Annotated in this window: 19 protein-coding genes, 3 tRNA genes and 1 pseudogene; 15 read left to right on the top strand and 8 right to left on the bottom strand. The window is 52.1% G+C overall.

Annotated elements, in window-relative coordinates:
• Nucleotides 1-110: 110 nt before the first annotated feature.
• From ACTHUF_RS07885 to ACTHUF_RS07875, 3 genes are all read right to left on the bottom strand, one after another.
• A tRNA-His gene (locus ACTHUF_RS07885) sits at nt 111-186 on the bottom strand.
• 9 nt (nt 187-195) lie between these two features.
• A tRNA-Arg gene (locus ACTHUF_RS07880) sits at nt 196-272 on the bottom strand.
• A 27-nt stretch (nt 273-299) separates the two neighbouring features.
• Nucleotides 300-377, bottom strand: a tRNA-Pro gene (locus tag ACTHUF_RS07875).
• Between the two features lie 200 nt (nt 378-577).
• Here ACTHUF_RS07875 and folD point away from each other — a divergent pair.
• The 11 genes from folD to aroG all read left to right on the top strand — a co-directional run bounded on the left by folD (nt 578) and on the right by aroG (nt 11,948).
• On the top strand, nt 578-1,429 hold the full coding sequence (gene folD, locus ACTHUF_RS07870; protein WP_440407454.1) for a bifunctional methylenetetrahydrofolate dehydrogenase/methenyltetrahydrofolate cyclohydrolase FolD: 852 nt from the start codon (nt 578-580) through the stop codon (nt 1,427-1,429).
• Between the two features lie 85 nt (nt 1,430-1,514).
• Entirely contained in the window at nt 1,515-2,588 is a 1,074-nt protein-coding gene (locus ACTHUF_RS07865; RefSeq protein WP_440407453.1) for an AI-2E family transporter, read from the top strand.
• A 129-nt stretch (nt 2,589-2,717) separates the two neighbouring features.
• Entirely contained in the window at nt 2,718-3,959 is a 1,242-nt protein-coding gene (locus ACTHUF_RS07860; protein ID WP_440407452.1) for an aromatic amino acid transporter, read from the top strand.
• Nucleotides 3,960-4,052: 93 nt separating this feature from the next.
• Nucleotides 4,053-4,505, top strand: a complete 453-nt coding sequence (locus ACTHUF_RS07855) for a DUF7832 domain-containing protein (RefSeq protein WP_440407451.1) — start codon at nt 4,053-4,055, stop codon at nt 4,503-4,505.
• 11 nt (nt 4,506-4,516) lie between these two features.
• Complete coding sequence (gene gmhB / locus ACTHUF_RS07850) at nt 4,517-5,095, top strand: D-glycero-beta-D-manno-heptose 1,7-bisphosphate 7-phosphatase (protein WP_003749152.1); 579 nt, start codon at nt 4,517-4,519, stop codon at nt 5,093-5,095.
• Between the two features lie 75 nt (nt 5,096-5,170).
• Nucleotides 5,171-5,902: a lysophospholipid acyltransferase family protein gene (locus ACTHUF_RS07845; RefSeq protein WP_049347813.1), complete on the top strand. Its 732-nt coding sequence runs from the start codon at nt 5,171-5,173 to the stop codon at nt 5,900-5,902.
• Between the two features lie 49 nt (nt 5,903-5,951).
• Entirely contained in the window at nt 5,952-6,647 is a 696-nt protein-coding gene (locus ACTHUF_RS07840) for a M48 family metallopeptidase (protein WP_440407450.1), read from the top strand.
• A 172-nt stretch (nt 6,648-6,819) separates the two neighbouring features.
• The gene (locus ACTHUF_RS07835) at nt 6,820-7,191 is read left to right on the top strand and encodes a hypothetical protein (RefSeq protein WP_036492581.1); all 372 of its coding nucleotides are present in this window, start codon (nt 6,820-6,822) and stop codon (nt 7,189-7,191) included.
• A gap of 157 nt (nt 7,192-7,348) precedes the next feature.
• Nucleotides 7,349-8,824, top strand: a complete 1,476-nt coding sequence (locus tag ACTHUF_RS07830; RefSeq protein ID WP_440407527.1) for a surface lipoprotein assembly modifier — start codon at nt 7,349-7,351, stop codon at nt 8,822-8,824.
• A gap of 289 nt (nt 8,825-9,113) precedes the next feature.
• Complete coding sequence (locus tag ACTHUF_RS07825; protein ID WP_315093091.1) at nt 9,114-10,610, top strand: subtype B tannase; 1,497 nt, start codon at nt 9,114-9,116, stop codon at nt 10,608-10,610.
• A gap of 294 nt (nt 10,611-10,904) precedes the next feature.
• Nucleotides 10,905-11,948, top strand: coding sequence for a 3-deoxy-7-phosphoheptulonate synthase AroG (gene aroG, locus ACTHUF_RS07820; protein WP_440407449.1), 1,044 nt, complete (start codon nt 10,905-10,907; stop codon nt 11,946-11,948).
• 188 nt (nt 11,949-12,136) lie between these two features.
• On the opposite strand, the gene ACTHUF_RS07815 is transcribed toward aroG, so the two are convergent.
• Both ACTHUF_RS07815 and wrbA read right to left on the bottom strand, forming a co-directional pair.
• The gene (locus tag ACTHUF_RS07815) at nt 12,137-14,314 is read right to left on the bottom strand and encodes a TonB-dependent siderophore receptor (RefSeq protein ID WP_440407448.1); all 2,178 of its coding nucleotides are present in this window, start codon (nt 14,312-14,314) and stop codon (nt 12,137-12,139) included.
• Nucleotides 14,315-14,523: 209 nt separating this feature from the next.
• Nucleotides 14,524-15,129: an NAD(P)H:quinone oxidoreductase gene (gene wrbA, locus ACTHUF_RS07810; protein WP_314512860.1), complete on the bottom strand. Its 606-nt coding sequence runs from the start codon at nt 15,127-15,129 to the stop codon at nt 14,524-14,526.
• 98 nt (nt 15,130-15,227) lie between these two features.
• Between wrbA and ACTHUF_RS07805 the strand changes: the two genes are divergently transcribed.
• The 4 genes from ACTHUF_RS07805 (at nt 15,228) to xth (ending at nt 19,940) form a co-directional block, all read left to right on the top strand.
• On the top strand, nt 15,228-16,430 hold the full coding sequence (locus ACTHUF_RS07805; RefSeq protein WP_049322936.1) for a YihY family inner membrane protein: 1,203 nt from the start codon (nt 15,228-15,230) through the stop codon (nt 16,428-16,430).
• Between the two features lie 99 nt (nt 16,431-16,529).
• The gene (locus ACTHUF_RS07800) at nt 16,530-18,311 is read left to right on the top strand and encodes an extracellular solute-binding protein (RefSeq protein ID WP_036493920.1); all 1,782 of its coding nucleotides are present in this window, start codon (nt 16,530-16,532) and stop codon (nt 18,309-18,311) included.
• Between the two features lie 412 nt (nt 18,312-18,723).
• Entirely contained in the window at nt 18,724-19,002 is a 279-nt protein-coding gene (locus ACTHUF_RS07795; protein ID WP_004520933.1) for an ArsR/SmtB family transcription factor, read from the top strand.
• A gap of 167 nt (nt 19,003-19,169) precedes the next feature.
• Nucleotides 19,170-19,940, top strand: a complete 771-nt coding sequence (gene xth / locus ACTHUF_RS07790) for an exodeoxyribonuclease III (protein ID WP_440407447.1) — start codon at nt 19,170-19,172, stop codon at nt 19,938-19,940.
• Nucleotides 19,941-20,192: 252 nt separating this feature from the next.
• Here the strand turns inward: xth and ACTHUF_RS07785 are convergent, their stop codons facing one another.
• The 3 genes and pseudogenes from ACTHUF_RS07785 to ACTHUF_RS07775 all read right to left on the bottom strand — a co-directional run.
• Nucleotides 20,193-20,942, bottom strand: coding sequence for a KilA-N domain-containing protein (locus ACTHUF_RS07785; protein WP_107737646.1), 750 nt, complete (start codon nt 20,940-20,942; stop codon nt 20,193-20,195).
• Between the two features lie 60 nt (nt 20,943-21,002).
• Nucleotides 21,003-23,030: an excinuclease ABC subunit UvrB gene (gene uvrB / locus ACTHUF_RS07780; protein ID WP_440407446.1), complete on the bottom strand. Its 2,028-nt coding sequence runs from the start codon at nt 23,028-23,030 to the stop codon at nt 21,003-21,005.
• Between the two features lie 151 nt (nt 23,031-23,181).
• A pseudogene (locus ACTHUF_RS07775) lies at nt 23,182-23,383 on the bottom strand (type IV pilin protein); the annotation flags it as partial.

Raw genomic sequence — 23,383 nt, 5'->3', positions numbered from 1 at the left:
CTGCCATAATGGAACGGTTTGACGAATACTGTTTTTGAAAACCAATAAACTTGAATAAAATTCAGGGCATAAACGGAAAAAAGCCTGCATACAATATGCAGGCTTTCATCTGGGGTGGCTGATGGGGCTCGAACCCACGACAACTGGAATCACAATCCAGGGCTCTACCAACTGAGCTACAGCCACCGTAAAAATTGGCACGCCCGACAGGAATCGAACCTGTAACCCCCGACTTAGAAGGTCGGTGCTCTATCCGGTTGAGCTACGGGCGCTCATGCCGATTCGTGCTTAGAATTTTGTGGTCGGGGCGGTGGGATTCGAACTCACGACCCTCTGCTCCCAAAGCAGATGCGCTAACCGGGCTGCGCTACGCCCCGACTGAAGACCCGAACTATACAGACCCTTTTCAAGTCGGTCAACACTTACTTTGCTTTATTTTTCTATTTTTTATTTATCTTATTATTTTTAATCATTATTTATTTTTATGTTTCGTCATCAGGTCCACTCTTTTGTGTCAGGCCGTCTGAAAAATGCGATAATTTGAACGCAATATTTGTCCCTATTTAGAAGGAAAATCATGACTGCTCAACTTATAGACGGAAAAAAAATCTCTCAGCAACGCATCGAGGCGGTCGCGCAGGCGGTAAAGGCGCGTCAGGAAAAAGGTTTGCACACACCTTGTTTGGCGGTGGTATTGGTCGGCGACGATCCTGCCAGCGCGGTTTATGTACGCAATAAAAAACTGGCCTGCCAAAAAAGCGGCATCGAATCGCGCTCTTACGAGCTGCCGTCTGAAACCACGCAAGACGATTTGTTGAAACTGGTGGACGAATTGAACGGCGACCCTGCCGTCGACGGTATTTTGGTGCAACTGCCGCTGCCGGCCCACATCGACAGCCAGGCGGTTTTGGAACGTATCGTGCCGCATAAAGATGTGGACGGCTTCCATCCTTACAATGTCGGCCGCCTGGTCGTCAAAATGCCGCTGATGCGCCCGTGCACACCCAAAGGCGTGATGACTTTGTTGGAAGCCTACGGCATCGACCCGAAAGGCAAAAAAGCCGTGATTGTCGGCGCGTCCAATATTGTCGGCCGCCCGCAGGCGTTGGAATTGCTGCTGTCCCGCGCGACGGTAACCATCTGCCACAGCGCCACGCAAAACCTTGCCGATGAAGTTGCCGCCGCCGATATTTTGGTGGTCGGCGTGGGCATTCCGAATTTTGTTAAAGGCGAATGGGTCAAACCCGGCGCCGTCGTTATCGATGTGGGCATCAACCGCTTGGACGACGGCAGCCTGTGCGGCGACGTGGAGTTTGACGTTGCCAAAGAACGCGCTTCCATGATTACGCCCGTTCCCGGCGGCGTCGGCCCAATGACGATTGCCACTTTGTTGGAAAACACGGTACACGCGGCCTCATTGCACGATTAATCGCTGTCATTTAAGTTAGGCCGTCTGAACATGGTTTTTCAGACGGCCTGACCTGCTTTTTTGTTTTTTACCTTATCGGCTTCACATGTCCTTACTCTCTTCCCACACCGACAACCCGACTTTCCGCAACGCTTCCTATATCCTGATGGGTTTGGCCTTGCTGATTGTCTTGCACTACCATTTGCTGCCGCTGCTGCTGTCGGTTATCCTGACCTATATCTTTATTACGCGCACCAACGGCGTCATCCTCAAACTCCGCCGCCGTGTTTTGCCGCGCAACACGCGGCTGCATAAATCGCTCAATGCGCACAATATCAACCTGATTTCCACCACGCTGACGCTGGCCATCGTGTTCAGCATCATTGCGATGATGTCTTTGGGCATTTACCACCTGATACACGGCGGCCACGTCGGCTTTATGCTGGCCAAGCTAGCGGCGATTTTGGAAGACACCAAAAACAGCCAAGACCTGCCTGCGGCCATTCTCAATATGCTGCCCAACAATATGGCCGAAATCAAAACCTCGGCGATCAAGCTGATTGAAGAATACCGCGCCGCGCTGACCCGCATCAGTAAAAACAGCATCACGTCCTTCGTGTACATCCTCATCGGCATCATCATCGGCGCCATGCTCAGCTTCCACCGCCTGAAAATGCGCAAAAACCGCCGTAAAATGCCGCTGTTTAAAGCCGAATTGGTGCAACGCATCGTCACTTTTGAAACCAGCTTTGAACGCGTGTTCCTCGCCCAAGTCAAAATCTCGCTGATCGACACCTTCCTGACCGGCTTGTACCTTTACTTGGTTTTACCGCTGTTCGGCGTTGAGCTGCCGTTTAAAATGACCGTCCTGATCGTCGCCTTTATCGTCGGCCTGATTCCGGTGGCGGGCAACCTGATTTCCAACATCATCATCATTATTTTGAGCCTCGGCGCATCGCTTTACGTCGCACTCGCCTCGCTGGTGTTCCTCGTTGTCATCCACAAGCTCGAATATTTCCTCAACGCCAAAATCATCGGCTCGGAAATCGAATCCAGCGCGTGGGAATTGCTGGTGGCAATGGTCGTCTTTGAACGCATTTTCGGCATCGGCGGCATCATCGTCGCGCCGGTTTATTACGCCTATTTGAAAAACGAATTGAAACTGCGAAAATTGATTTAATCAGTTGCATTTATACACATCAAAGGCCGTCTGAAAACGACAATCGGGTTTTCAGACGGCCTTTGCTTTACCTTTTCTTACACTTTACGGCATAATGACAACCACGCATTTCTAGAAGAAAGACAAACAATGTCAACCAAAACCCCTTCCCTATTCGGCGGCGCGATGATTATCGCCGGTACGGTTATCGGCGCAGGCATGCTTGCCAACCCGACCGCCACATCCGGCGTATGGTTTGCCGGCTCGCTGGTCGTGTTGCTGTACACCTGGTTTTCCATGCTCTCCAGCGGCCTGATGATTTTGGAAGTCAACACCCATTATCCGCACGGCGCCAGCTTCGATACCATGGTCAAAGACCTGCTCGGCCCGGTTTGGAACATCATTAACGGCGTTGCCGTCGCCTTCGTTTTATACCTGCTCACCTACGCCTACATCTTTGTCGGCGGCGACCTGACCGCCAAAGGCATCGGCAGCGCGGTAGGCGGCGAAATTTCGCTCACCGTCGGCCAACTCGTCTTCTTCGGCATTCTCGCCTTTTGCGTTTGGGCATCCGCACGCTTGGTTGACCGCTTCACCAGCATCCTCATCGGCGGCATGGTATTGACCTTTATTTGGGCAACCGGCGGCCTGATTGCCGATGCCAAAATGCCTGTCTTGTTTGACAGCCAAGCCCCTGCCGGCACCAGCTACTGGATTTATGTCGCCACCGCCCTGCCCGTCTGCCTTGCGTCATTCGGCTTCCACGGCAACGTTTCCAGCCTGCTCAAATACTTTAAAGGCGACGCGCCCAAAGTGGCCAAATCCCTGTGGTCGGGCACGCTGATTGCCTTGGTGATTTACGTCCTCTGGCAAATCGCCATCCAAGGCAACCTGCCGCGCAGCGAGTTTGCACCGGTTATCGCCGCCGAAGGCCAAGTTTCCGTCCTGATCGAAACGCTGTCCAAGTTCGCCCAAACCGGCAATATGGACAAAGTGTTGACCCTGTTCTCCTACATGGCGATTGCCACGTCCTTCCTCGGCGTAACGCTCGGCCTGTTCGACTACATCGCCGACATCTTCAAATGGAACGACAGCATCTCCGGCCGCACCAAAACCGCCGCGCTAACCTTCCTGCCGCCCCTGATTTCCTGCCTGCTCTTCCCCACCGGCTTCGTTACCGCCATCGGCTACGTCGGCCTGGCCGCAACCATCTGGACAGGCATCATCCCGGCCATGCTGCTCTACCGCTCGCGCAAAAAATTCGGCGTCGGCAAAAACTACCACGTTTACGGCGGATTCCGGCTGATGGTTTGGGTCTTCCTCTTCGGCGTCATCAACATTGCCGCCCAAATATTGAGCCAAATGGAGCTTGTTCCCGTATTTAAAGGTTAAATTCCCTTAAGGCCGTCTGAAACACCCTCTTTCAGACGGCCTAATTCATTATTTTCCGCTACAATACCCCCTTTCCCCCAACGAACCCCGTCCATGTACGACAATATCCGTTTCCATCTCGACGAAGACTATCCCGACCAGCTCCCGCCCGAAAACGCCGCCACCCACATCGGCATGTACTGGCAGTGGGCGGCGAAATCAGGCCTCGTCAACCCCGTCTGGCAAACCGCCCCCGAAACCGCGGCCGACTTCGCCGCCATGACCGCAGGCACAATCAGCGGACGGCACTTCCTGCTCAAACACATGGACGGCGCATTGACGGCGGACGACTTTACCGAACTCGGCCAACGGTTTACCGAGTTCTACTACACCGACGAAGAAGACGGCTACGGCGCATTTATGGAAGACTACGTCCTCGCCCTCGACACGCCCTCGCTCGGCGGCTTCTACCACGTCAAAAACACCCCGGAAACCTTCACCAAACTGACACCCGTTTTTCAGACGGCCTTTGAAAAATGGAAAAGCAGTTTGAAAGCAGAAAAATAAGGGCCCGAACCATGAAACTCATCATCCTCGACCGCGACGGCGTCATCAATCAAGACCGCGACGATTTCGTCAAATCTGTTGACGAATGGATTCCCATCGAAGGCAGTATGGATGCCATCGCCTTTTTAACGCAGGCAGGCTACACCATTGCCGTGGCCACCAACCAATCCGGTATCGGCCGCAAATACTTTACCGTGCAAGACCTGACCGAAATGCACGCGAAAATGCACCGCCTTGCCGTTCAAGCCGGCGGCACCATCGACGGCATATGGTTTTGCCCGCATACCGCCGTTGATAACTGCGAATGCCGCAAACCCAAACCCGGCATGATTCTCGACATCATCGAACGCTTCAAGGCCGATGCCGCCGAAACCTGGCTAGTCGGCGACAGCCTGCGCGACCTGCAGGCCATTGATGCCGCTGGCGGCAAATCTGCGCTCGTCCTGACTGGCAAAGGCAAAAAAACGCTGGCCCAACACGAACAAGACCTGCCCGAACACACCCAAATCTTCGACAACCTGCTCGCTTTCTCGCAATACATCATGCGCGAAAACACACAAATCGAAGAAACCGCGCAAGCCATCTTATAAACAAACAACAAGGCCGTCTGAAACCTGATCACACCGGCGTTCAGACGGCCTTCCAACGACAGACTATTCCCCGATATGCTGATTATCCGCAACCTGATTTACTGGTTCATCCTTTCCTCCAGCATTATTTTGCTGTTCCCCTTTATGCTGCTTGCCCTGCCCTTCCAAGGCGGCGCGCACAAAATGGCGCAAGTTTGGGTGCGCATCCTCAACTGGTCGCTCAAACACGTCATCGGTTTGAACTACACCTTAAGCGGCGCAGAAAACATTCCCGACCGACCGGCCATCATTTGCGCCAAACACCAAAGCGGCTGGGAAACCCTCGCCCTGCAAGAAATTTTTCCGCCTCAAGTCTATGTTGCCAAACGCGAACTTTTCAAAATCCCTTTCTTCGGCTGGGGCTTGAAACTGGTTAAAACCATCGGCATCGACCGCAGCAACAGCCGTGAAGCCAACAGGCAGCTGATAGAACAAGGCCTTGCGCGCAAAAACGAAGGCTATTGGATTACCATTTTCCCCGAAGGCACACGCCTGCCGCCCGGCGAAAAAGGCCGCTACAAGCTCGGCGGCGCGCGTATGGCCAAAATGTTTGAGATGGACATCGTCCCCGTCGCGCTCAACAGCGGCGAGTTTTGGCCGCGAAATTCCTTCCTCAAATACCCCGGCACGGTCAGCGTCATCATCGGCAAACCCATTGCCTACGGCAGCGGCAACGAAGCCGAACTCATGGCCCAATGCGAGCAATGGATAGAAAGCCAACAGCCCCTGATTACCGGACAAGGCCCGTTCGCGCCCCAAACCAAATAAATCATTCCATCGGGTGGGTCGCCATGCCCGCCCCTTTCCCTCAAACACCATGCCCCGCCTCCATACCCACACCCTTTCAGACGGCCTGACCATTCATATCCAGCTCAAACGCAGTGCCAAGAAAAACCTTATCTTGCGCCCCGTTTCCGCCGATACCGTCAGCATCAATATCCCGCCGTTTGTGACCCAGCGCAACTTTACCCAATGGCTGAACGACAACGAGGCCATCCTGCGCCGCACCCTAAACAAAACACCAGCCCAGCAAAAATCCACCGACACGCTTCCCGAATGGATTTGGTATCAAGGCGTTCAGACGGCCTTGTCCGTCCACACGGCAAACCACATCCAAATCAGGCCGTCTGAAATCCTGTTGCCCGAAAAAGAAACCGCCGCCCAACTCACCCATTTGCGCCGCTTCCTGCTCGAACGTGCGCACGAATACCTGCTACCGCGTCTCGAAAGCCATATCCAAAGCACCCGCCTGACCCCGAGCGCTATTTCCCTGTCCAACGCCAAAACCTTCTGGGGCGTATGCCGCCACACCACCGGTATCCGCCTCAACTGGCGGCTTATCGGCGCGCCCGAATATGTCGCCGACTACGTCTGCCTGCACGAACTCGCCCACCTGCGCCACCCCGACCACAGCCCTGCATTTTGGGCGCTGACCCGCTCGCTCACACCGCATGTCGATCAAGGCAAACAATGGCTGAAAGCACACGGCGGCGAATTGTTCCTTCTCGGCTAAGCCTTTACTTTCAGTATTTTTCTGCAAGCAAACACCGGCCCAAAGCAAAGAATCAACGCCTTCCAAACAAATCATGTAGCCGCGCGTAAAATCGAGTTTATCCGCTTGCCGCCCCTCAGGCATGCCGATAAGATGATGTCGTTCTCCAAACCCTTTTCAGAAAGGAAAACCGATGACCAAAGCAAAATCGTTACTGGCCACCGGCATTTTGGCTCTTTTCTCCGCCACGGCATTCGCCTCCCCGCTGCCTTCCGAAATCTACCGTCCGGCAGGCGCACACACCATCAAAGCCGATCATCAAGGCGACGGCGAGTTTGAATACGAAGCCGAACTTTCCGGCCGACACAATTCCATTCCATCCCTGGCCAAAAAAGTGATCGCCCACGCGCGCAGCAAAGGTTTCCATGTGGTCGAGTCCGAAATCAAACACGACGATGCCGATCTGAAATTCAAACGCGGCAAACAAGAGCTGGACGTTTCCATCGAAGACAAAGGCCAAGGCCGTATCGAATACAAAGCCGATTTGGACTTGGACAAAAACTAAATCCGATCCGCAAACAAAGGCCGTCTGAAATCCCATCAGGTTTCAGACGGCCTTTTGTCGCCTTTATTCAGATAAAATGGCACTCAGTTTACAAAATTTCCAACTCAAAACATTGTACAATCTGCCCACTTATACCGATAACATCCCCAACATTGCCATGAAAAAACGTCTGCTCCTCCTTACCATCCTGCCCCTTTCCCTTCACGCCGCCGATGTGCCGCCCGATGTAAAACCCGAGCTTCAAGTCAACACTGCCGAACCCCAACAGCCCGAAGCGCACAATATCCCTGCCGAACAGACAAACAGGCCGTCTGAAAAAATCATCAACGTCGATGCCGACACCCTGCTTGCCAACACCGACCTACTGGCACGCGCCATGTATTCCGCCGTTGTCGCCCACAATATCCCCGGCATCAAAGCCGTTTTGCCCATTTACGAACAATGGCCCGAACACGACCGCGCCATGGCACGCTATGCCAAAGGTTTGCTTGCCCAATCCGAAGGGCGCGCCGCCGAAGCCGTCGGCCATTACCGCCGCTTTATCGCCGAGCAGCCCGATGCCTCCGCCGTCCGCTGGCAGCTTGCAACCGCCTTATTTGAAGACAAACAAAACGAAGCCGCAGCCGACCAGTTCGACAAACTGCAAACCGAATCCCTCCCTCCTGCCTTGCAAGAACGCATCGAAACCTACCGCAAAGCCCTGCGCGAACGCGACTCATGGCAATTCAACGCCGGCTTGAACATCACACGCGAACAAAACATCAACCAAGCCCCCGGCCAACGCCGTCTGGGCAACTACCTGAGCGACGAACAATGCCGCGCCGTGCGCCTTGCCTATCCTGACGACGATTGCTTCCGAGGCTGGACCTTCCCCGAACCCATCGATGCCACCGCCATCCACTACCAAATCGGTGCAGAAAAAAAATGGTCGTTGCCACGTGGCTTCTATGCCACGGCAGGCGCAGACCATTACGGCAAAATCTATCCCAAACACACCAACTACAACGACCTCACCACACGCTTCTCGGCAGGCATTGGCTATGCCGACCAGCGCAGCGATATCGGCATTACCCCGTTCCACGAACGCCGCTTCTACGGCAACGACCCCTACACCTACACCAACGGCGCACGCCTTCACTACAACCATTGGTGGCAACCCAAGCTGCAAACCCTCAGCGCATTTGAAGCAGGCCGTCTGAAAAACAGCCGCCGTGAACATTCCGACAACACCAGCCAACTGCTCAGCAATTCCATCATTTACTACCGCAACGCGCGCCAATACTGGGTAGCCGGTATCGACCTCTACCGCGAACGCAACCGTGACGACAAAAGCGACAGCTTCAACCGCTACGCCCTGCGCACCACATGGGGACAAGAATGGCCCAAAGGCCTCTCCACCGTCCTACGCCTCAGCGCCGCCCAACGCCGTTACCAAGCCCCCGGCTTCTTCAGCAACGAACAAAACCGCCGCGACAAAGAAGCCTCCGCCTCCCTGAGCGTATGGCACCGCGCCCTCCATTTCAAAGGCATCACCCCGCGCCTGACCATTGCCCATAACAAAACATGGAGCAACGACAAGTTCTACGAATACGGCAAAACCAAAATGTTTGTCGAATTGAGCAAAACGTTCTGACAAGTAGAACCAATCTATGGATAAAGCAAAAATGCCTGTCCTGCATACTGATTTACAAGACAGATTCAAACTTTTACAGATACCGGATAAATAGATTTTTTAAGGCATAATTTCTTATTAAATTCATATTTATCAAATAGATGAAATTTAAGCCCATATTACTTTACAACGTAACGTACAACACTATATAACGCTACAAAAAAATCAGGCCGTCTGAAACCCGACTTGGCGTTTCAGACGGCCTTAGTATTCGTTATCATATCCGTTCACCTCTTCAGAAAGTATGATGATGAACGCCCTAAACAAAACCCTCTTATCCATTTCTGTCGCGCTGGGATTGAGCTCCTGCGCTTCCGTCAAAACCGCAGACACCTACGACCTAGACTTTTCCAAACAAAAATACACCGAACAAAGCATCGAAGTGAACGGTCAAGCTGTCAAATTCCGCGCTTACGAAGGCGTGGTTTACGTCCGCAATCCTGTCGATACCCGTTACGAAATCATCAATATTTATGTACCCGAAGCCTATTACAACGGCGGCGAGATAGACGGTTTCAACGCCGAAACCGCACCGATTTTCCTGCCCAACCAAATCGGCGGCTATATGCCGGCCGAACCCGGCAAACCCGCTTTAGAAGGCAAACGCGGCGAGCCTGAAGACGGCCAAAAATCGCCCAACGCCGCCCTGGTTGCCCTCTCCAAAGGCTACGTCGTCGCATCCCCTGGCGCACGCGGCCGAACGGAATCCACCGGCAAAGCACCTGCAGCCATCGTTGATTTGAAAGCCGCCGTCCGTTACCTGAAAGCCAACGACAAAGTCATGCCCGGCAACGCCGAAAAAATCATTTCCAACGGCACAAGCGCAGGCGGAGCGATGTCCGCCCTCTTAGGTGCGACTGCCGACCAAAAAGATTACGAAAACCACCTCAAAGCCTTAGGCGCGGCAGACGGCAGCGACAAAGTTTTCGCCGTATCCGCCTACTGCCCGATTACCGATTTGGACCATGCCGATATGGCTTACGAATGGCAGTTCAACGGTATCAACGACTACAAAAAAATGAACATTTCCATGCTCGACTACCGCGTCAAACGCGAGCTGGTCGCAGGTACGCTGACCGATGACGAGAAAAAACTGTCCGACCTCCTCAAACCCCTATACCCCGCATACCTCAACAGCCTGAACCTGAAATCCCCAGAAGGCAAACCCCTGACACTGGACACCCAAGGCAACGGCAGCTTTAAAAACCATATTGCCGGTTTACTTGCCAAATCCGCACAAGCCCAGCTTGATGCAGGCAAAGACCTGAGCGACCGTACTTGGCTGACCGTCCGCAAAGGCAAAGTCGTCTCCGTCGATTTCGATGCCTACGCCAAAGCCGCCGGCCGCCAAAAAACACCTCCGGCCTTTGACGGCGTAGATTTGAGCGCAGGCGAAAACCAACTCTTCGGCACCAATACCGTCGACAAACGCCACTTTACCGCGTTCTCCATGCAACACAACACCGCCGCCAACGCCGAAATCGCGGATGAAGAAACCATCAAAATCATGAACCCGCTCAACTACATCGGCAAACCGGGCGTAAACCTGCCGCAAAACTGGCGCATCCGCGTCGGCACCAACGACCGCGACACCTCACTAGCAATCTCCGCCGTCTTAGCCGCCAAACTGCAAAACAACGGCCAAACCGTCGACTACGCTCTGCCTTGGGATGTCGGCCACGGCGGCGATTATGACTTAGACGAACTGTTTGCCTGGATGAAACAAGTCAGCAGCGCTGCAAAATAAGCGTTCGCAATATAGATTGGGATAAGATTTGGTATCCCGTTTTAATTTAAAGAAAGGCCGTCTGAACCTTTTCAGACGGCCCATATTTTCGATAAACCCTCAATTTTTCCATTGTATAAACGAAATTTTATAACAGCATTAAATATCAATTTAAACAAATAAACTAATTTTAAATTCCATAAAATAATTAAAATAAAGAAATTTTAGAATAAAATTGCTAAAACAAAAAATCAAGCCTTGTTTAATTCCGCTAAAACCTGTAACCTGTATCAAAAATAAACAAGAGAGTCCATCATGTCCCAGCACCACCCTACCGACGATATTAAAATCAAAGAAGTCAAAGAGTTACTCCCCCCAATCGCGCATTTGTATGAGCTGCCTGTTACGCCTCAGGTTGCCAATTTGGTTTATAAAACACGTCATGAAATCTCGGATTTGGTTCACGGCCGCGACAACCGTTTGCTGGTCATCATCGGCCCATGCTCGATTCACGATACTAAGGCGGCGGTTGAATATGCGCAAAAATTGCTGCCCTTGCGCAAAAAATATGAGAAAGAGCTGCTGATTGTGATGCGCGTGTATTTTGAAAAACCGCGTACAACCGTTGGCTGGAAAGGCCTAATTAACGATCCGCACTTGGACGGTACGTTTGACATCAACTACGGCCTGCGCCAAGCGCGTCAGTTGTTGCTGACTTTGAACGAAATGGGCATGCCTGCTTCGACTGAATTCTTGGACATGATTACGCCGCAATACTACGCCGACCTGATTTCTTGGGGCGCGATTGGTGCGCGCACGACTGAAAGCCAAGTGCACCGCGAATTGGCCAGCGGCCTTTCCTGCCCTGTCGGTTTTAAAAACGGTACGGACGGCAACCTGAAAATCGCCATCGACGCCATCGGCGCGGCCAATCATCCGCACCACTTCCTGTCTGTCACCAAAGCCGGTCATTCTGCGATTGTCCACACCAGCGGCAACCCTGACTGCCATGCGATTTTGCGTGGCGGTAAAGAGCCTAATTACAGCGCAGAACACGTTAAAAACGCGGTAGCGCAGCTTCAAAAAGCCGGCGTGAGCAGCAACCTGATGGTGGACTGCAGCCATGCCAACAGCCGTAAAGACTTCCGCAAACAAATGGACGTGGCGCGCGATGTTGCAGCGCAGCTGAAAGCCGGTGAAGAACACATTATGGGCGTGATGGTGGAAAGCCACTTAGTTGAAGGCCGCCAAGACAAACCTGAAGTTTACGGTCAAAGTATTACGGATGCCTGCATCGGTTGGGATACGACTGAAGAATTGCTGGCCCTGCTTGCCGAAGCGAAAGGTTATCAAGCGTAAGTGCAAAACTATTAAAAAGACCGGATACGTTCCGGTCTTTTTTGTGTCTGTCATTTTGATTTCTTTGCTCAAGATACCGAGCAAATTTTAGTCAGGTTCAACATCAAAACAATATGAAAAAAAATTCAGGCCGTCTGAAAACCCGATCATTCAGGTTTTCAGACGGCCTCTTCTACTTTTCTTTTCAATTAAAACGTGTGTTTAACCGTTGCAGTCACACTACGCGGCGTGCCGTAAACGTGAATATCCGGCATGGTGCGGTAGCGTTTGTTAAAGACGTTTTCAAAGTCCAAACTGATGCGGGTGGATTTGCCGATTTTGTAATGACCGGTCAAATCGAGCGTTGCGTATGGACGTTGGGTCAACGCGGCCGCGGCGGCTGGATTGATGTCTACAGGGTATTCGTCGAGCGTGTGGCTACGGCTTTGCCAGTTGACGTTGGCACCCAGGTTCAAACGGTCGGTCACGTCATACGCGGTAAAGAGTTTGAACAAGTGAACCGGATAAGATGGATGCAGTTGAACCCCTTCGCTGTCTTTGATTTTGGAACGTGCATAAGACGCATTCAACAGCCATTTATCGCTCAAGCGGCCACCGACAGAGAGTTCCACGCCTTTTGTTGTGGTGTTGTCGGCTGCACGGTAGTATTCCTCGCCATTCGCGAATTTGCCTGCAACAACGCCCAAATGGTCGCGTTTGTTCATAAAGACGGAGGCGGAAGCATTCAGACGGCCTTCAAACCATGACGCTTTCAAACCAGTCTCGTAGGTTTTGCCGCGCTGCGGTTTGAGCGCTGCGCCGTCTTTGGTCAGGTAACGCACTTGCGGACGGAAAATGGTGGTGTACGACGCATAGGCGGTCAAATTGTCGCCGATGTCGTAGGTTACGCCCAAATAAGGAATGAAAACGTTTTGTTTGTGGCTGCTGTGTGCGAATTTGTTACGGCTGGTGCTGTAACGGTACCGCCAATCTACAAAACGGCCGCCGCCGATAAAGGCGAGCTTGTCGGTCAGTTTGAAACGGGTCGAGCCGTAAACCGACAGGTTTTTCATGTGTGAAAAACCATCGCGCAGATACGGCATATCGGGTTTGGCGATGTTGCCGTCAAATTTACGCAAATCGGGAATCATCGACTCGCCTTCTTCATAGAAAGACAGGTTTTCTTTGTTGTCCTGATAGCTGATGCCGACATTGAACTCGTGCGAGCGGCCCAGCGCTGGATAATTGCCGTCCAAGGCCAGCGCAAAATTCTGATCGCGGTATTTGCTGCGGTCGCGGTCTGAAGTGAAAAGTGCAGAGTAATCGGGATTGATTTCAAATGTACCGGCAATGCCTGAAACGATGTCGTTTTTACCCGAAACATGGCTGTAATCACCAGTCAGTTTCCAGCCGTTGTCAAACTCATGGCTGAGGGAAGTAAATACTTCGGCACTGGTGTCTTTGCCGTATGCCCAGCGTGCGGAAGAATTGCTGCGTGGCGAAGATTCAAACGGTTTGAATCCGTCTTTGCGATTACCTGCTGCTGTCAGATAGCTGAAACGCGAGCTGCCGGTATTGCGGAAACGGTGTATTTCCGTACCGAGGCGCCATTGGGTTTGCGGCGTGAGATCGTAAGACAAAATGCCATAGAAAGTGTGATTGTGGCGCGAAGTGTTCGGCAGATAATCGCCGCCGTGGTCGCTGACCAAAATGGCGCGGCCGCGCAAGGTATTGTCGGCATTCAGAGGATGATTGGCATCAAGGACGAAACGGTAGTGGTTCCACAAACCGACACCGGCTTCCACGCTGATGGCTGGCTTGGCAGTCGGTTTTTTACGTTCCAACGCAACCGTACCGCCCGGCTCGCCCATACCGCCGTTGGACAAACCGCTTGCGCCGCGCACGACGACGACTTGTTCGTACAATGCGCTGTCCAGATTGTTGGTGCCTCGGCGGATGGCTTTACTGTCGTAAAGGAATTTGGGCGCGCCGTCCACGGAAATGCTGTCAATCGCCTGACTGCGCGAAATAAATTGGCTGTGGCCGGAAACGTTGTTGCCCATTTTGCTGTGGAACACGCCCGGTGTTTGTTTCAATACGTCCTGCAAGGTATCCAAACCTTGGTCGTCCATTTGTTTTTCGGTAACGACAGACAAGGACTGCGGCGTTTCGCGCTGGGTCAGGCGGATGCCTGTTGCGGCGGAAGATGCGGGAATGGTGTAGTTGGAAGTAGTCTGTTTTCCAACACCTTGGACGGTAACTGTCGGCAAATCGACACGTTCTTGCGGCTGGCTATTTTCTACTTCGGTCGCGACAGAATATGCCGAACACAGCGCCAGACTGACGGCAAAGCTTAATTTGCCATAGGGAAATACGGGTAGTGACATAGCTTCTCCAGTTAGCTGATGTTTTAATTTGGTGGCAGATTCTATCAAAAAGATGTAGTCCGATGAAACTATGTTCCAATCTCTATTTTCTAAGTAGTTTGTTTAATTAGAAATATTTATTTGTTTACTAGTTATAAATAACTAAAAAGGCCGTCTGAAAACTGAATCATCAGGTTTCCAGACGGCCTTAATCTTTTTATCACAAAAAATCAGTCTGCCAATTTTCGTGCCAACTCTGCCAAACGTTTACCTTGTGCGAAGGCAATGTTGTTTTCTTCGGCGGTCAATGCCGGCTTGCTGTCGTGACCGGAAACATGGCTTGCGCCGTAAGGCGTGCCGCCGCTTTGGGTATTACTGAGCGCGGACTCGGTATAGGGAATGCCGCTGATGACCATGCCGTGGTGCAACAGGGGCAGCATCATGGTTAGCAAGGTGCTTTCTTGGCCGCCGTGCAGCGAAGATGTGCTGGTGAATACGGTGGCAGGTTTGCCGACGAGTTCTGCGCCGAGCCAAAGGGGAATGGTGCCGTCGATAAAGTATTTCATCGCGGCAGCCATATTGCCGAAACGTGTCGGGCTGCCGAGCGCGAGACCGGCGCAATTTTTGAGGTCGTCGGCAGTCGCGTAGGGCGCGCCTTCGTCGGGAACGGCTTTTTCAACGGCTTCGCAAACGGTGGAAACTTTGGGCACGGTACGCAATACGGCTTCACAACCGTCCACGCTTTCGATACCGCGTGCGATTTGGCGGGCAAGGTTGCGCGTGCTGCCGTTTTGGGAATAAAAGAGGACGAGGATTTTCAGGGGATTTGGGTTCATTTGGGGTTTCCGTTACAATGCTGTCAGGTTTCAGACGGCCTTTTGAATACTAGGGCCGTCTGAAAAGAAAAATTTCTATTCAAAAGTGGGAAAAGGTTATGCCGTTTTCGCAATGGTGGCAAGATTTTTTGAAAAGTAAGGGCGTGGCGTTTGCTTGGTTTGTCGTGCGCCGTTTTGATGACGAGCGTGTGCCGCAGGTGGCGGCAAGCATGACGTTTACGACGCTTTTGGCTTTGGTACCCGTGTTGACGGTGATGGTCGTCATCGCTTCGGCCTTCCCCGTTTTCGACCAATGGTCGGGGGAATTTGTCTCTTTTATCAACCGCACCATTGTGCCGCAGGGCGCGGATATGGTGTTTGACTACATCAATGCGTTCCGCGATAAGGCCACCAAGCTGACGGCGATCGGCAGTGTGATGTTGGTCGTAACCTCGCTGATGCTGATTCGGACAATAGACAATGCGTTCAACCGGATTTGGCGCGTCAATTCGCAACGGCCCTGGATGATGCAGTTTTTGGTGTATTGGGCGTTGCTGACGTTTGGGCCTTTGTCTTTGGGCGTGGGCTTGTCGGTCGTAATCGGCCAGGTGCAAGTGGTGGGCGGCTCGGAATGGCTGAGGGTTATCACTGCGGTTTCATTTATTACGGTACTGCTGTGGGGTTTGTACCGCTTTGTGCCCAACCGTTTCGTACCGGCCAGCCATGCTTTGGTCGGCGCGGCCGTAACGGCGTTTTGCTTGGAAACGGCACGCTTTTTGTTCGCGTGGTACATGGGCAACTTTGACGGCTACAAATCGATTTACGGCGCATTTGCCGCGGTACCTTTTTTCCTGTTGTGGCTCAACCTGTTATGGACGCTGGTATTGGGCGGCGCGGTTTTGACCTCGTCCCTGTCCTATTGGCGCGGCGAAGCGTTCCGCCGCAGTCTGGATGCACGCGGTCGCTTTGACGATGTATTGAAAATCCTGCTGCTGCTCGATTCTGCCCAACAAAACGGCAAGGCGTTGCCGGTACAGGAGTTCAGACGGCATATCAATATGGGCTTTGACGAATTGGGCGAGCTTTTGGAAAAACTGGCGCGACACGGTTATGTCTATTCGGGCCGCCAAGGCTGGGTCTTGAAAACGGGGGCGGAGTCCATCGACTTGGCGGAGCTGTTCAAACTCTTTGTCTACCGTCCGCAAACGCTCAACAAAGACAAGGTCAATCAAACAGTTGACCACATCATGCAGCCCTGCTTGGAAACCTTGAACATGACGCTTGCCGAGTTCGGCGCCCATACGAAAAAGCAATCCTCTTAAACCTGATGCCGTCTGAAAGCAAAAATATCAAGTTTCAGACGGCCTTTGCTATAATCGGCACACTACTGAATATTACATTCGACCTACAAGGAAAAATAGATGAAAACACCAGCCCTACTCTCTCTGCTCGGTTTGATTCCATCTGCCGCCTTTGCCGCCCACGGCGTAGGCCTCGGCCAACCACCCAAATATCCGGCCAACTTCACCGCCTTCGAATACGTCAATCCCAACGCTCCTAAAGGCGGCACGTTTACCACGCCTTTCCTCGGCGCTTTTGACACGCTCAACCCCTTTACCCTCAAAGGCAACCACGAATACGGCATCAGTATGCTGACGCTCGACACCCTGACCGAGCAAAGCATGGACGAACCTTACGCCGTTTACGGCCTGATTGCCGAAGACATCGCCCTGGCGCCTGACGGCCTTTCCGTTACCTTCAAAATCAACCCCAAAGCCAAATTCCACAACGGCGACCCCGTTTTGGCCAAAGACGTTGCCGCTTCATTTAACATCCTGACCAAAGACAAAGCCGCCGCCCCCATGTACCACTTCTACTGGAGCGACGTGGCCAAAGTAGAAACGCCCAACGACCGCACCGTCGTGTTCCGTTTCAAGCAGCGTAACTCAGAATTGCACATGATTCTCGGCAGCCTGCCCGTCTTCTCGCATAAAAGCTATCCCAAAGGCCTGGCTGCCGCGCCCAACAGCCTGCCCATCGGTTCCGGCCCCTACCGTTTTGCCAAAGCCGAAAACGGCCGCATCAGCGAGTTTGTCCGCGACAAAAACTACTGGGCGCAAAATCTGCCCGTACGCAAAGGCCGCTACAACTACGACCACATCCGCATCAAATACGTCAAAGACGAAGTTGTCCGCATCGAAGGGTTAAAAGGCGGCCAATATGACTTCGTACAAGAAAACGTCGCCCGCAACTGGGCGCGTGCCTACTCCGACGAAGTCCTCAAAAAACGCAACCTGTCCAAACACGAATGGCTGCAAAACAGCACAGCAGGCATGCAAGGCTTCGTCATCAATATGCGCCACAAGCCCTTGGACAATATTTACGTCCGCCGCGCCTTGATTGAAAGCTTCGACTACGAAAGCGTCAACAGCCGCATCTTCTACGGCGCATACCGCCGCACCGACAGCTTCTTCACCAACAGCACCATGGCCGCAACCGGCAAGCCCGACCGTGCAGAAACCGCATTGCTCAAATCATTGGGTACCAAGCTGCCCGAGGGCGTATTGGATCAAGACGTCCCTATGCCGCCGGTTACCGACCCCAAACTGGGCGTGCGCCCGAACCTGCTTAAAGCACGCGCCCTGCTTGAAAAAGGCGGCTACCAATACAAAAACGGCAAAGCAGTGGACAAACAAGGCAAACCGCTGACCTTTGAATTCCTCGCCCCAAGCAAAAACTACGAACGCATTACCGCCAAATGGCAGCGCGACCTCGCCAAAATCGGCATTACCATGAACGTGCGCACCGCCGATTCCGCCGTGTACCAAAAACGCATGAACGACTTCGATTTTGACGTCACCACCGGCTACTACGGCAACAGCGAAAGCCCCGGCAACGAGCAATACGACTACTTCAGCTGCGCCGCCGCCAAAACCGAAGGCAGCCGCAACCTGTCCGGCGTCTGTCATCCCGCGGTTGAAAAACTGCTGACCCATTTCAACAGCTTTACCAACCGCCAAGAGCTGCAAACCACCTCGCGTGCGCTCGACCGACTGATCCGCCACCAATACACCATCGTTCCAAACTGGTTCGCCGACCGCTACCGCGTCGTGTACCGTAACGATGTGGGCATTCCGTCCAAGCTGCCGAAATACTACGACCCCATCACCTTCGCCATGACCGCAGGTTGGAAGAAAAAGTAGTCGCATTTCGACAACACGTCCAAGCATCTGACAAGCCCTTGGCGTGTAGTCCTAAGCATAGAGTCATAAAACCTAGTTGTTTGTTTAAAAACAATCAATCGGCTGATTCCAAACAAACATAAAAGAAAAAACAACTTAAAGCCAAATCAAAGGCTGTCTGAAACATCCGCCAGCAAAATCATCTGCAACGGAACATTTCAGACGGCCTTTTCGTCTCTTTTCAATCCAGTTTCGCAACCGAAACAAAATATCAAAAATTAACAAAAAAATTGCAACACAATACCCTCAAAATTTACAAAACCGTGTACACTTCCAACTTAAGATTTTGAATTATAAGAATAATCGTAACAAGAACTACAATCATCCCAATTTAACCAATATCAAGCGTTCATATAACAAAAGGAACAAAAACATGGAAATCAAACGTCTCTCTACCATTCTCAAACTGATTGCCAACCCCGAACGCATGGCCATCCTTTTCCTGCTGCTGGACGGCGACCGCAGCATTACCGAACTGGCACAAGCACTCGGCTCCTCCCCGACCGGCATCGCCAACCACCTCGCACGCCTGCGTACCGAAGGCATCATCGATTTCACGCGCTACCACCGCATCATCGAATACCGCCTCATCTCCGAAGAAGCCGCCACCATCCTCAATACCCTGCGCACGCTCAAAGACCAAGCCGAATAAACAAATTATTCCACATCACAACAACAAGGCCGTCTGAAACATCAGCTTTCAGACGGCCTGCCCCTTTCAGCCCATATCGAAAAATAAACCAATCCGCTATACAATACCGCCCATGCCCACAGGCGCAATCCGCCGCCTTCCCACCCAACAGCACACACGGAAACATCATGAAAATCGCCACTTGGAACGTCAATTCCCTCAACGTCCGCCTGCCCCAAGTACAAAACTGGCTGGCCGACCACCAAGCCGACATACTCGCCTTACAAGAACTCAAACTCGACCAAGACAAATTCCCGGCCGCCGCCCTGCAAATGATGGGCTGGCATTGCGTCTGGAGCGGCCAAAAAACCTATAACGGCGTCGCCATCATCAGCCGCCACGAACCGCAAGACGTACATTGCGGCCTGCCAGCCCTCCCCGACGACCCACAACGCCGCGTCATTGCCGCCACCATCAACGGCGTGCGCGTCATCAACGTCTATTGCGTCAACGGCGAAGCCCTGGACAGCCCCAAATTCCAATATAAAGAACAATGGTTTGCCGCACTGACCGAGTTCGTCCGCGCCGAAATGGCCACCCACCCCAAACTCGTCCTGCTCGGCGACTTCAACATCGCCCCGGCCGATACCGACTGCTACGACCCCGAAAAATGGCACGAAAAAATCCATTGCTCCTCCATCGAAAGACAATGGTTTAAAAACCTGCTCGACCTCGGCCTGACCGACAGCCTGCGCAAAGTCCACCCCGAAGGCGCGTTCTACACCTGGTTCGACTACCGCGGCGCCATGTTCCAACGCAAACTCGGCCTGCGCATCGACCACATCCTCACCAGCCCCGAACTCGCCGCCACCCTTACCGACGTCACCGTCGACCTAGAAACCCGCGCCCAAGAACGCCCCAGCGACCATGCACCGGTAATTGCCGAGTTTGACTGTTAGATTTTAAAGCAATATAAACAATAAGGCCGTCTGAAAACTGGATTTCAGACGGCCTTATTGCAAAAGGTTTTCAGATGATGTTTGAGGTCGTCTGAAAGTTTGAACCAATGGTTTGAACGGCAAAAAACGCGTGCGTGCGCACACACCCTACACCTCGGTTTTAAAGTTTGTGCCGCCCACAGGTAGGGTGTGTGGCACAGCCACGCACGCGGTTGGTGGAGATGCAGGCTACGGCTTGCTACTAATTATTAATTATGAAGATGGCAGTAATAATGGTGCTAAATAAGGAAGGATTGCAACATCTCTTTTAGAGAAATAATTTTTTGCTCTTTCTTTTAACCATACTTCATTAAAATGCCATTTAAAATCCTGATAATATTGAATTGGGTACAGTTTCGCATCCACAATTCGACCATCTAAATATTCATGCTTATATGTTGGAAAATTATTAGGTTCCACTCCTCTGTTTTCTCTTAACCATTTACAAAATAATTTTCCCTCTGAAATATCAGGAACAAGTTGATTAGGTAGCACATATCCCTGCTCTTCTAAAGGAGCAATCAAATTTAATGTAATTTCATTAAGCATTGAAAAATGTGTATAAGGAATTTTATTTCTGTTTTTTAGGTATCTTTGTATGTGATTTGGATTGATTTTTCCTGCATTACCAGACATCCATTCATGTACCCATTGAGAGACTTTAACTGCAAACGCAGGTGAAAGCCATTGTGCTAAATTAATAGCTAGGTATGGATGTACCCATGTTCCTTGTAATGTTGGTTCTCCTCCAATACGTTGTTGAATTATGGTATTCTCAGATAATTTAGTTTGTTTTATTAATTCATCTAAAAACTTACTGGTTGATTGAAGAGCCCGATAATCGCTATATGATTTACCTACGCTTTTGCAGAGTGCAGTAGCGTTAATATATCCATCACTTATACGCTGAGGAATAATTTCACTTCCTTCAATTCTAGGAATTAATTGTAACTGCTCTGCCATAACCATACTCCATTGTGTTAGATAACATAGTTATTATAACATGACCAAAAAATATTCTACTCACTCCGATCCAAACAACAATCCCTCCTTAATCCCCCGAATCCTATCCCTCAACACAGCAGCTTCTTCAAACTGCAAATCCCTAGCCGCCTGCTGCATGGCTTTTTCCAGTTTGGCGATTTCTTTAATCGCGTCTTCTTCGTTGTGAATCTCGCCGACTTTAACCTTGTTTTTACCTTTCAGACGGCCTTTGCCGCTGTCTTCTTCGTGGTACACGCCGTCGATGATGTCTTTGACCTGTTTTTTAATCTGTTGCGGTACGATGCCGTGTTCTTCGTTGAATTTAATCTGTTTTTCGCGTCGGCGTTCGGTTTCGTCGATGGCGGCTTTCATGGAGTCGGTGATTTTGTCGGCGTACAGGATGGCGACGCCGTTCACGTTGCGCGCGGCGCGGCCTATGGTTTGAATCAGGCTGCGGTGGGAGCGTAGGAAGCCTTCTTTGTCGGCATCGAGAATGGCGACGAGAGAGACTTCGGGGATGTCGAGGCCTTCGCGCAAGAGGTTGATGCCGACGAGTACGTCAAACAGTCCGAGCCGTAAATCTCTAATGATTTCAACACGCTCTACGGTGTCGATGTCGCTGTGCAGGTAGCGCACTTTGATGCCGAGTTCGCTGTAATAGTCGGTGAGTTGTTCCGCCATGCGTTTGGTGAGGGTGGTAACGAGTACGCGCTCGCCTTTTTGGATGCGGTCGTTGATTTCGCTCATTAAGTCATCGACTTGGGTGGCAACGGGGCGGATGATGATTTTGGGGTCAACCAGCCCTGTGGGGCGGACGACTTGTTCGACCACTTGTCCGGCGTGTTCTTCTTCATATTTGGCGGGGGTGGCGGAAACGAAGATGGTTTGCGGCATGACTTTTTCAAATTCGTGGAATTTGAGCGGGCGATTGTCGCGGGCGGAAGGCAGGCGGAAGCCGTAGTCCACGAGGTTTTGCTTGCGCGATGCGTCGCCTTTGTACATGCCGCCGATTTGGGTGACGGTAACGTGGCTTTCGTCAATGAACATAATAGCGTTGTCGGGCAGGTAGTCCATCAGCGTGGGCGGCGGTTCGCCTTCTTTTTTGCCGGAGAAGTGACGGGAGTAGTTTTCAATGCCTTTGCAGAAACCCATTTCGTAGAGCATTTCGAGGTCGAAGCGGGTGCGCTGTTCGATGCGTTGTTGTTCGACGGGGCGTTGTTCGCGGGCGAAAAATTCGATGCGTTCGCGCAATTCTTCTTTGATGGACTCGCAGGCGCGCAATACGGTGTCGCGCGGGGTAACGTAGTGGCTGGACGGGAAGACGGTGTAGCGGCCGACGCGTTGGATAAGGCTGCCTGAAAGCGGGTCGAACATATCGAGACGGTCGATTTCGTCGTCAAACAGGCTGATGCGCAAGGCGTTTTCGGAGCTTTCGGCGGGGTACACGTCAATCACGTCGCCGCGCACGCGAAAGCTACCGCGTTTGAAGTCTAAATCTCCGCGTTCGTACTGCATGGAAACGAGCGTAGCGATGATGTCGCGCTGCTCGATGGTGTCGCCTTCTTTGACGGACAACACCATTTGTTGATATTCGGTCGGGTCGCCGATACCGTAAATGGCGGACACGGTGGCGACGATAATCACGTCGTCGCGCGTCATCAGGTTTTTGGTGGCGGAAAGGCGCATTTGTTCGATGTGTTCGTTGATCGCGCTGTCTTTTTCGATGAACAAATCTCGGCTGGGCACATAGGCTTCGGGCTGGTAATAGTCATAATAAGACACGAAATATTCCACCGCGTTTTCGGGGAAAAACTCGCGCATTTCGGCGTAGAGCTGGGCGGCAAGGGTCTTGTTATGCGCCATGATGATAGCGGGTCGACCGCTTTGGGCGATGACGTTCGCCATGGTGTAGGTTTTGCCCGAACCGGTTACGCCGAGCAGGGTTTGATAGGCCAGGCCGTCTGAAAGCCCTTCGAGCAGGCCGGCAATGGCGGTAGGCTGGTCGCCGGCAGGTGGGAAAGGCTGGTGGAGTTTGAAGGGGGAATTTGGGTATTGGATGACTTCCATAAGACAGCTTGTTTTATGTTCAGGTAAAGAGATGATTATAACAAAGGGCCGTCTGAAAATTGATAGTGTGCCAATCTGACAAGACTAAATATTTCATCTCCTCTCTTTGCTACTTGAGGCTTATTCTGTTGAATCTCTCCTCTTCATTCCCCTACCCCATAAAAGGCTTACACTCCGCATCATTACCCCTAAATATCTCCTCACCGTCCGCACAGCTGCCCTTCCTCTTCATCTTCCCGCACACCACCGCCGTCAGCGACTCGTTCAAGCGCAACACCCTCGGCTCCGCCTCCCTGTCCAGCGCCACCGCCTTCAAGGTAAACTTACCCTCCAGGATGCCCTTAGCCTGACCG

This window comes from Neisseria sp. P0024.S006, assembly GCF_051956595.1.
In the GTDB taxonomy this organism is placed as follows: domain Bacteria; phylum Pseudomonadota; class Gammaproteobacteria; order Burkholderiales; family Neisseriaceae; genus Neisseria.
Note: the sequence above shows the minus strand (reverse complement) of the source record. Positions and strands in the feature narration are given on the sequence as shown.

Coding starts and splice junctions, on each gene's coding strand:
- ACTHUF_RS07860 (WP_440407452.1), top strand. CDS start 2,718: ATGTCAACCAAAACCCCTTCCCTATTCGGCGGCGCGATGATTATCGCC.
- wrbA (WP_314512860.1), bottom strand. CDS start 15,129: ATGAACCCAAATCCCCTGAAAATCCTCGTCCTCTTTTATTCCCAAAAC.
- aroG (WP_440407449.1), top strand. CDS start 10,905: ATGTCCCAGCACCACCCTACCGACGATATTAAAATCAAAGAAGTCAAA.
- ACTHUF_RS07825 (WP_315093091.1), top strand. CDS start 9,114: ATGAACGCCCTAAACAAAACCCTCTTATCCATTTCTGTCGCGCTGGGA.
- ACTHUF_RS07840 (WP_440407450.1), top strand. CDS start 5,952: ATGCCCCGCCTCCATACCCACACCCTTTCAGACGGCCTGACCATTCAT.
- ACTHUF_RS07785 (WP_107737646.1), bottom strand. CDS start 20,942: ATGGCAGAGCAGTTACAATTAATTCCTAGAATTGAAGGAAGTGAAATT.
- ACTHUF_RS07835 (WP_036492581.1), top strand. CDS start 6,820: ATGACCAAAGCAAAATCGTTACTGGCCACCGGCATTTTGGCTCTTTTC.
- gmhB (WP_003749152.1), top strand. CDS start 4,517: ATGAAACTCATCATCCTCGACCGCGACGGCGTCATCAATCAAGACCGC.
- ACTHUF_RS07795 (WP_004520933.1), top strand. CDS start 18,724: ATGGAAATCAAACGTCTCTCTACCATTCTCAAACTGATTGCCAACCCC.
- folD (WP_440407454.1), top strand. CDS start 578: ATGACTGCTCAACTTATAGACGGAAAAAAAATCTCTCAGCAACGCATC.
- xth (WP_440407447.1), top strand. CDS start 19,170: ATGAAAATCGCCACTTGGAACGTCAATTCCCTCAACGTCCGCCTGCCC.
- ACTHUF_RS07805 (WP_049322936.1), top strand. CDS start 15,228: ATGCCGTTTTCGCAATGGTGGCAAGATTTTTTGAAAAGTAAGGGCGTG.
- ACTHUF_RS07845 (WP_049347813.1), top strand. CDS start 5,171: ATGCTGATTATCCGCAACCTGATTTACTGGTTCATCCTTTCCTCCAGC.
- ACTHUF_RS07800 (WP_036493920.1), top strand. CDS start 16,530: ATGAAAACACCAGCCCTACTCTCTCTGCTCGGTTTGATTCCATCTGCC.
- ACTHUF_RS07830 (WP_440407527.1), top strand. CDS start 7,349: ATGAAAAAACGTCTGCTCCTCCTTACCATCCTGCCCCTTTCCCTTCAC.
- ACTHUF_RS07855 (WP_440407451.1), top strand. CDS start 4,053: ATGTACGACAATATCCGTTTCCATCTCGACGAAGACTATCCCGACCAG.
- ACTHUF_RS07865 (WP_440407453.1), top strand. CDS start 1,515: ATGTCCTTACTCTCTTCCCACACCGACAACCCGACTTTCCGCAACGCT.
- uvrB (WP_440407446.1), bottom strand. CDS start 23,030: ATGGAAGTCATCCAATACCCAAATTCCCCCTTCAAACTCCACCAGCCT.
- ACTHUF_RS07815 (WP_440407448.1), bottom strand. CDS start 14,314: ATGTCACTACCCGTATTTCCCTATGGCAAATTAAGCTTTGCCGTCAGT.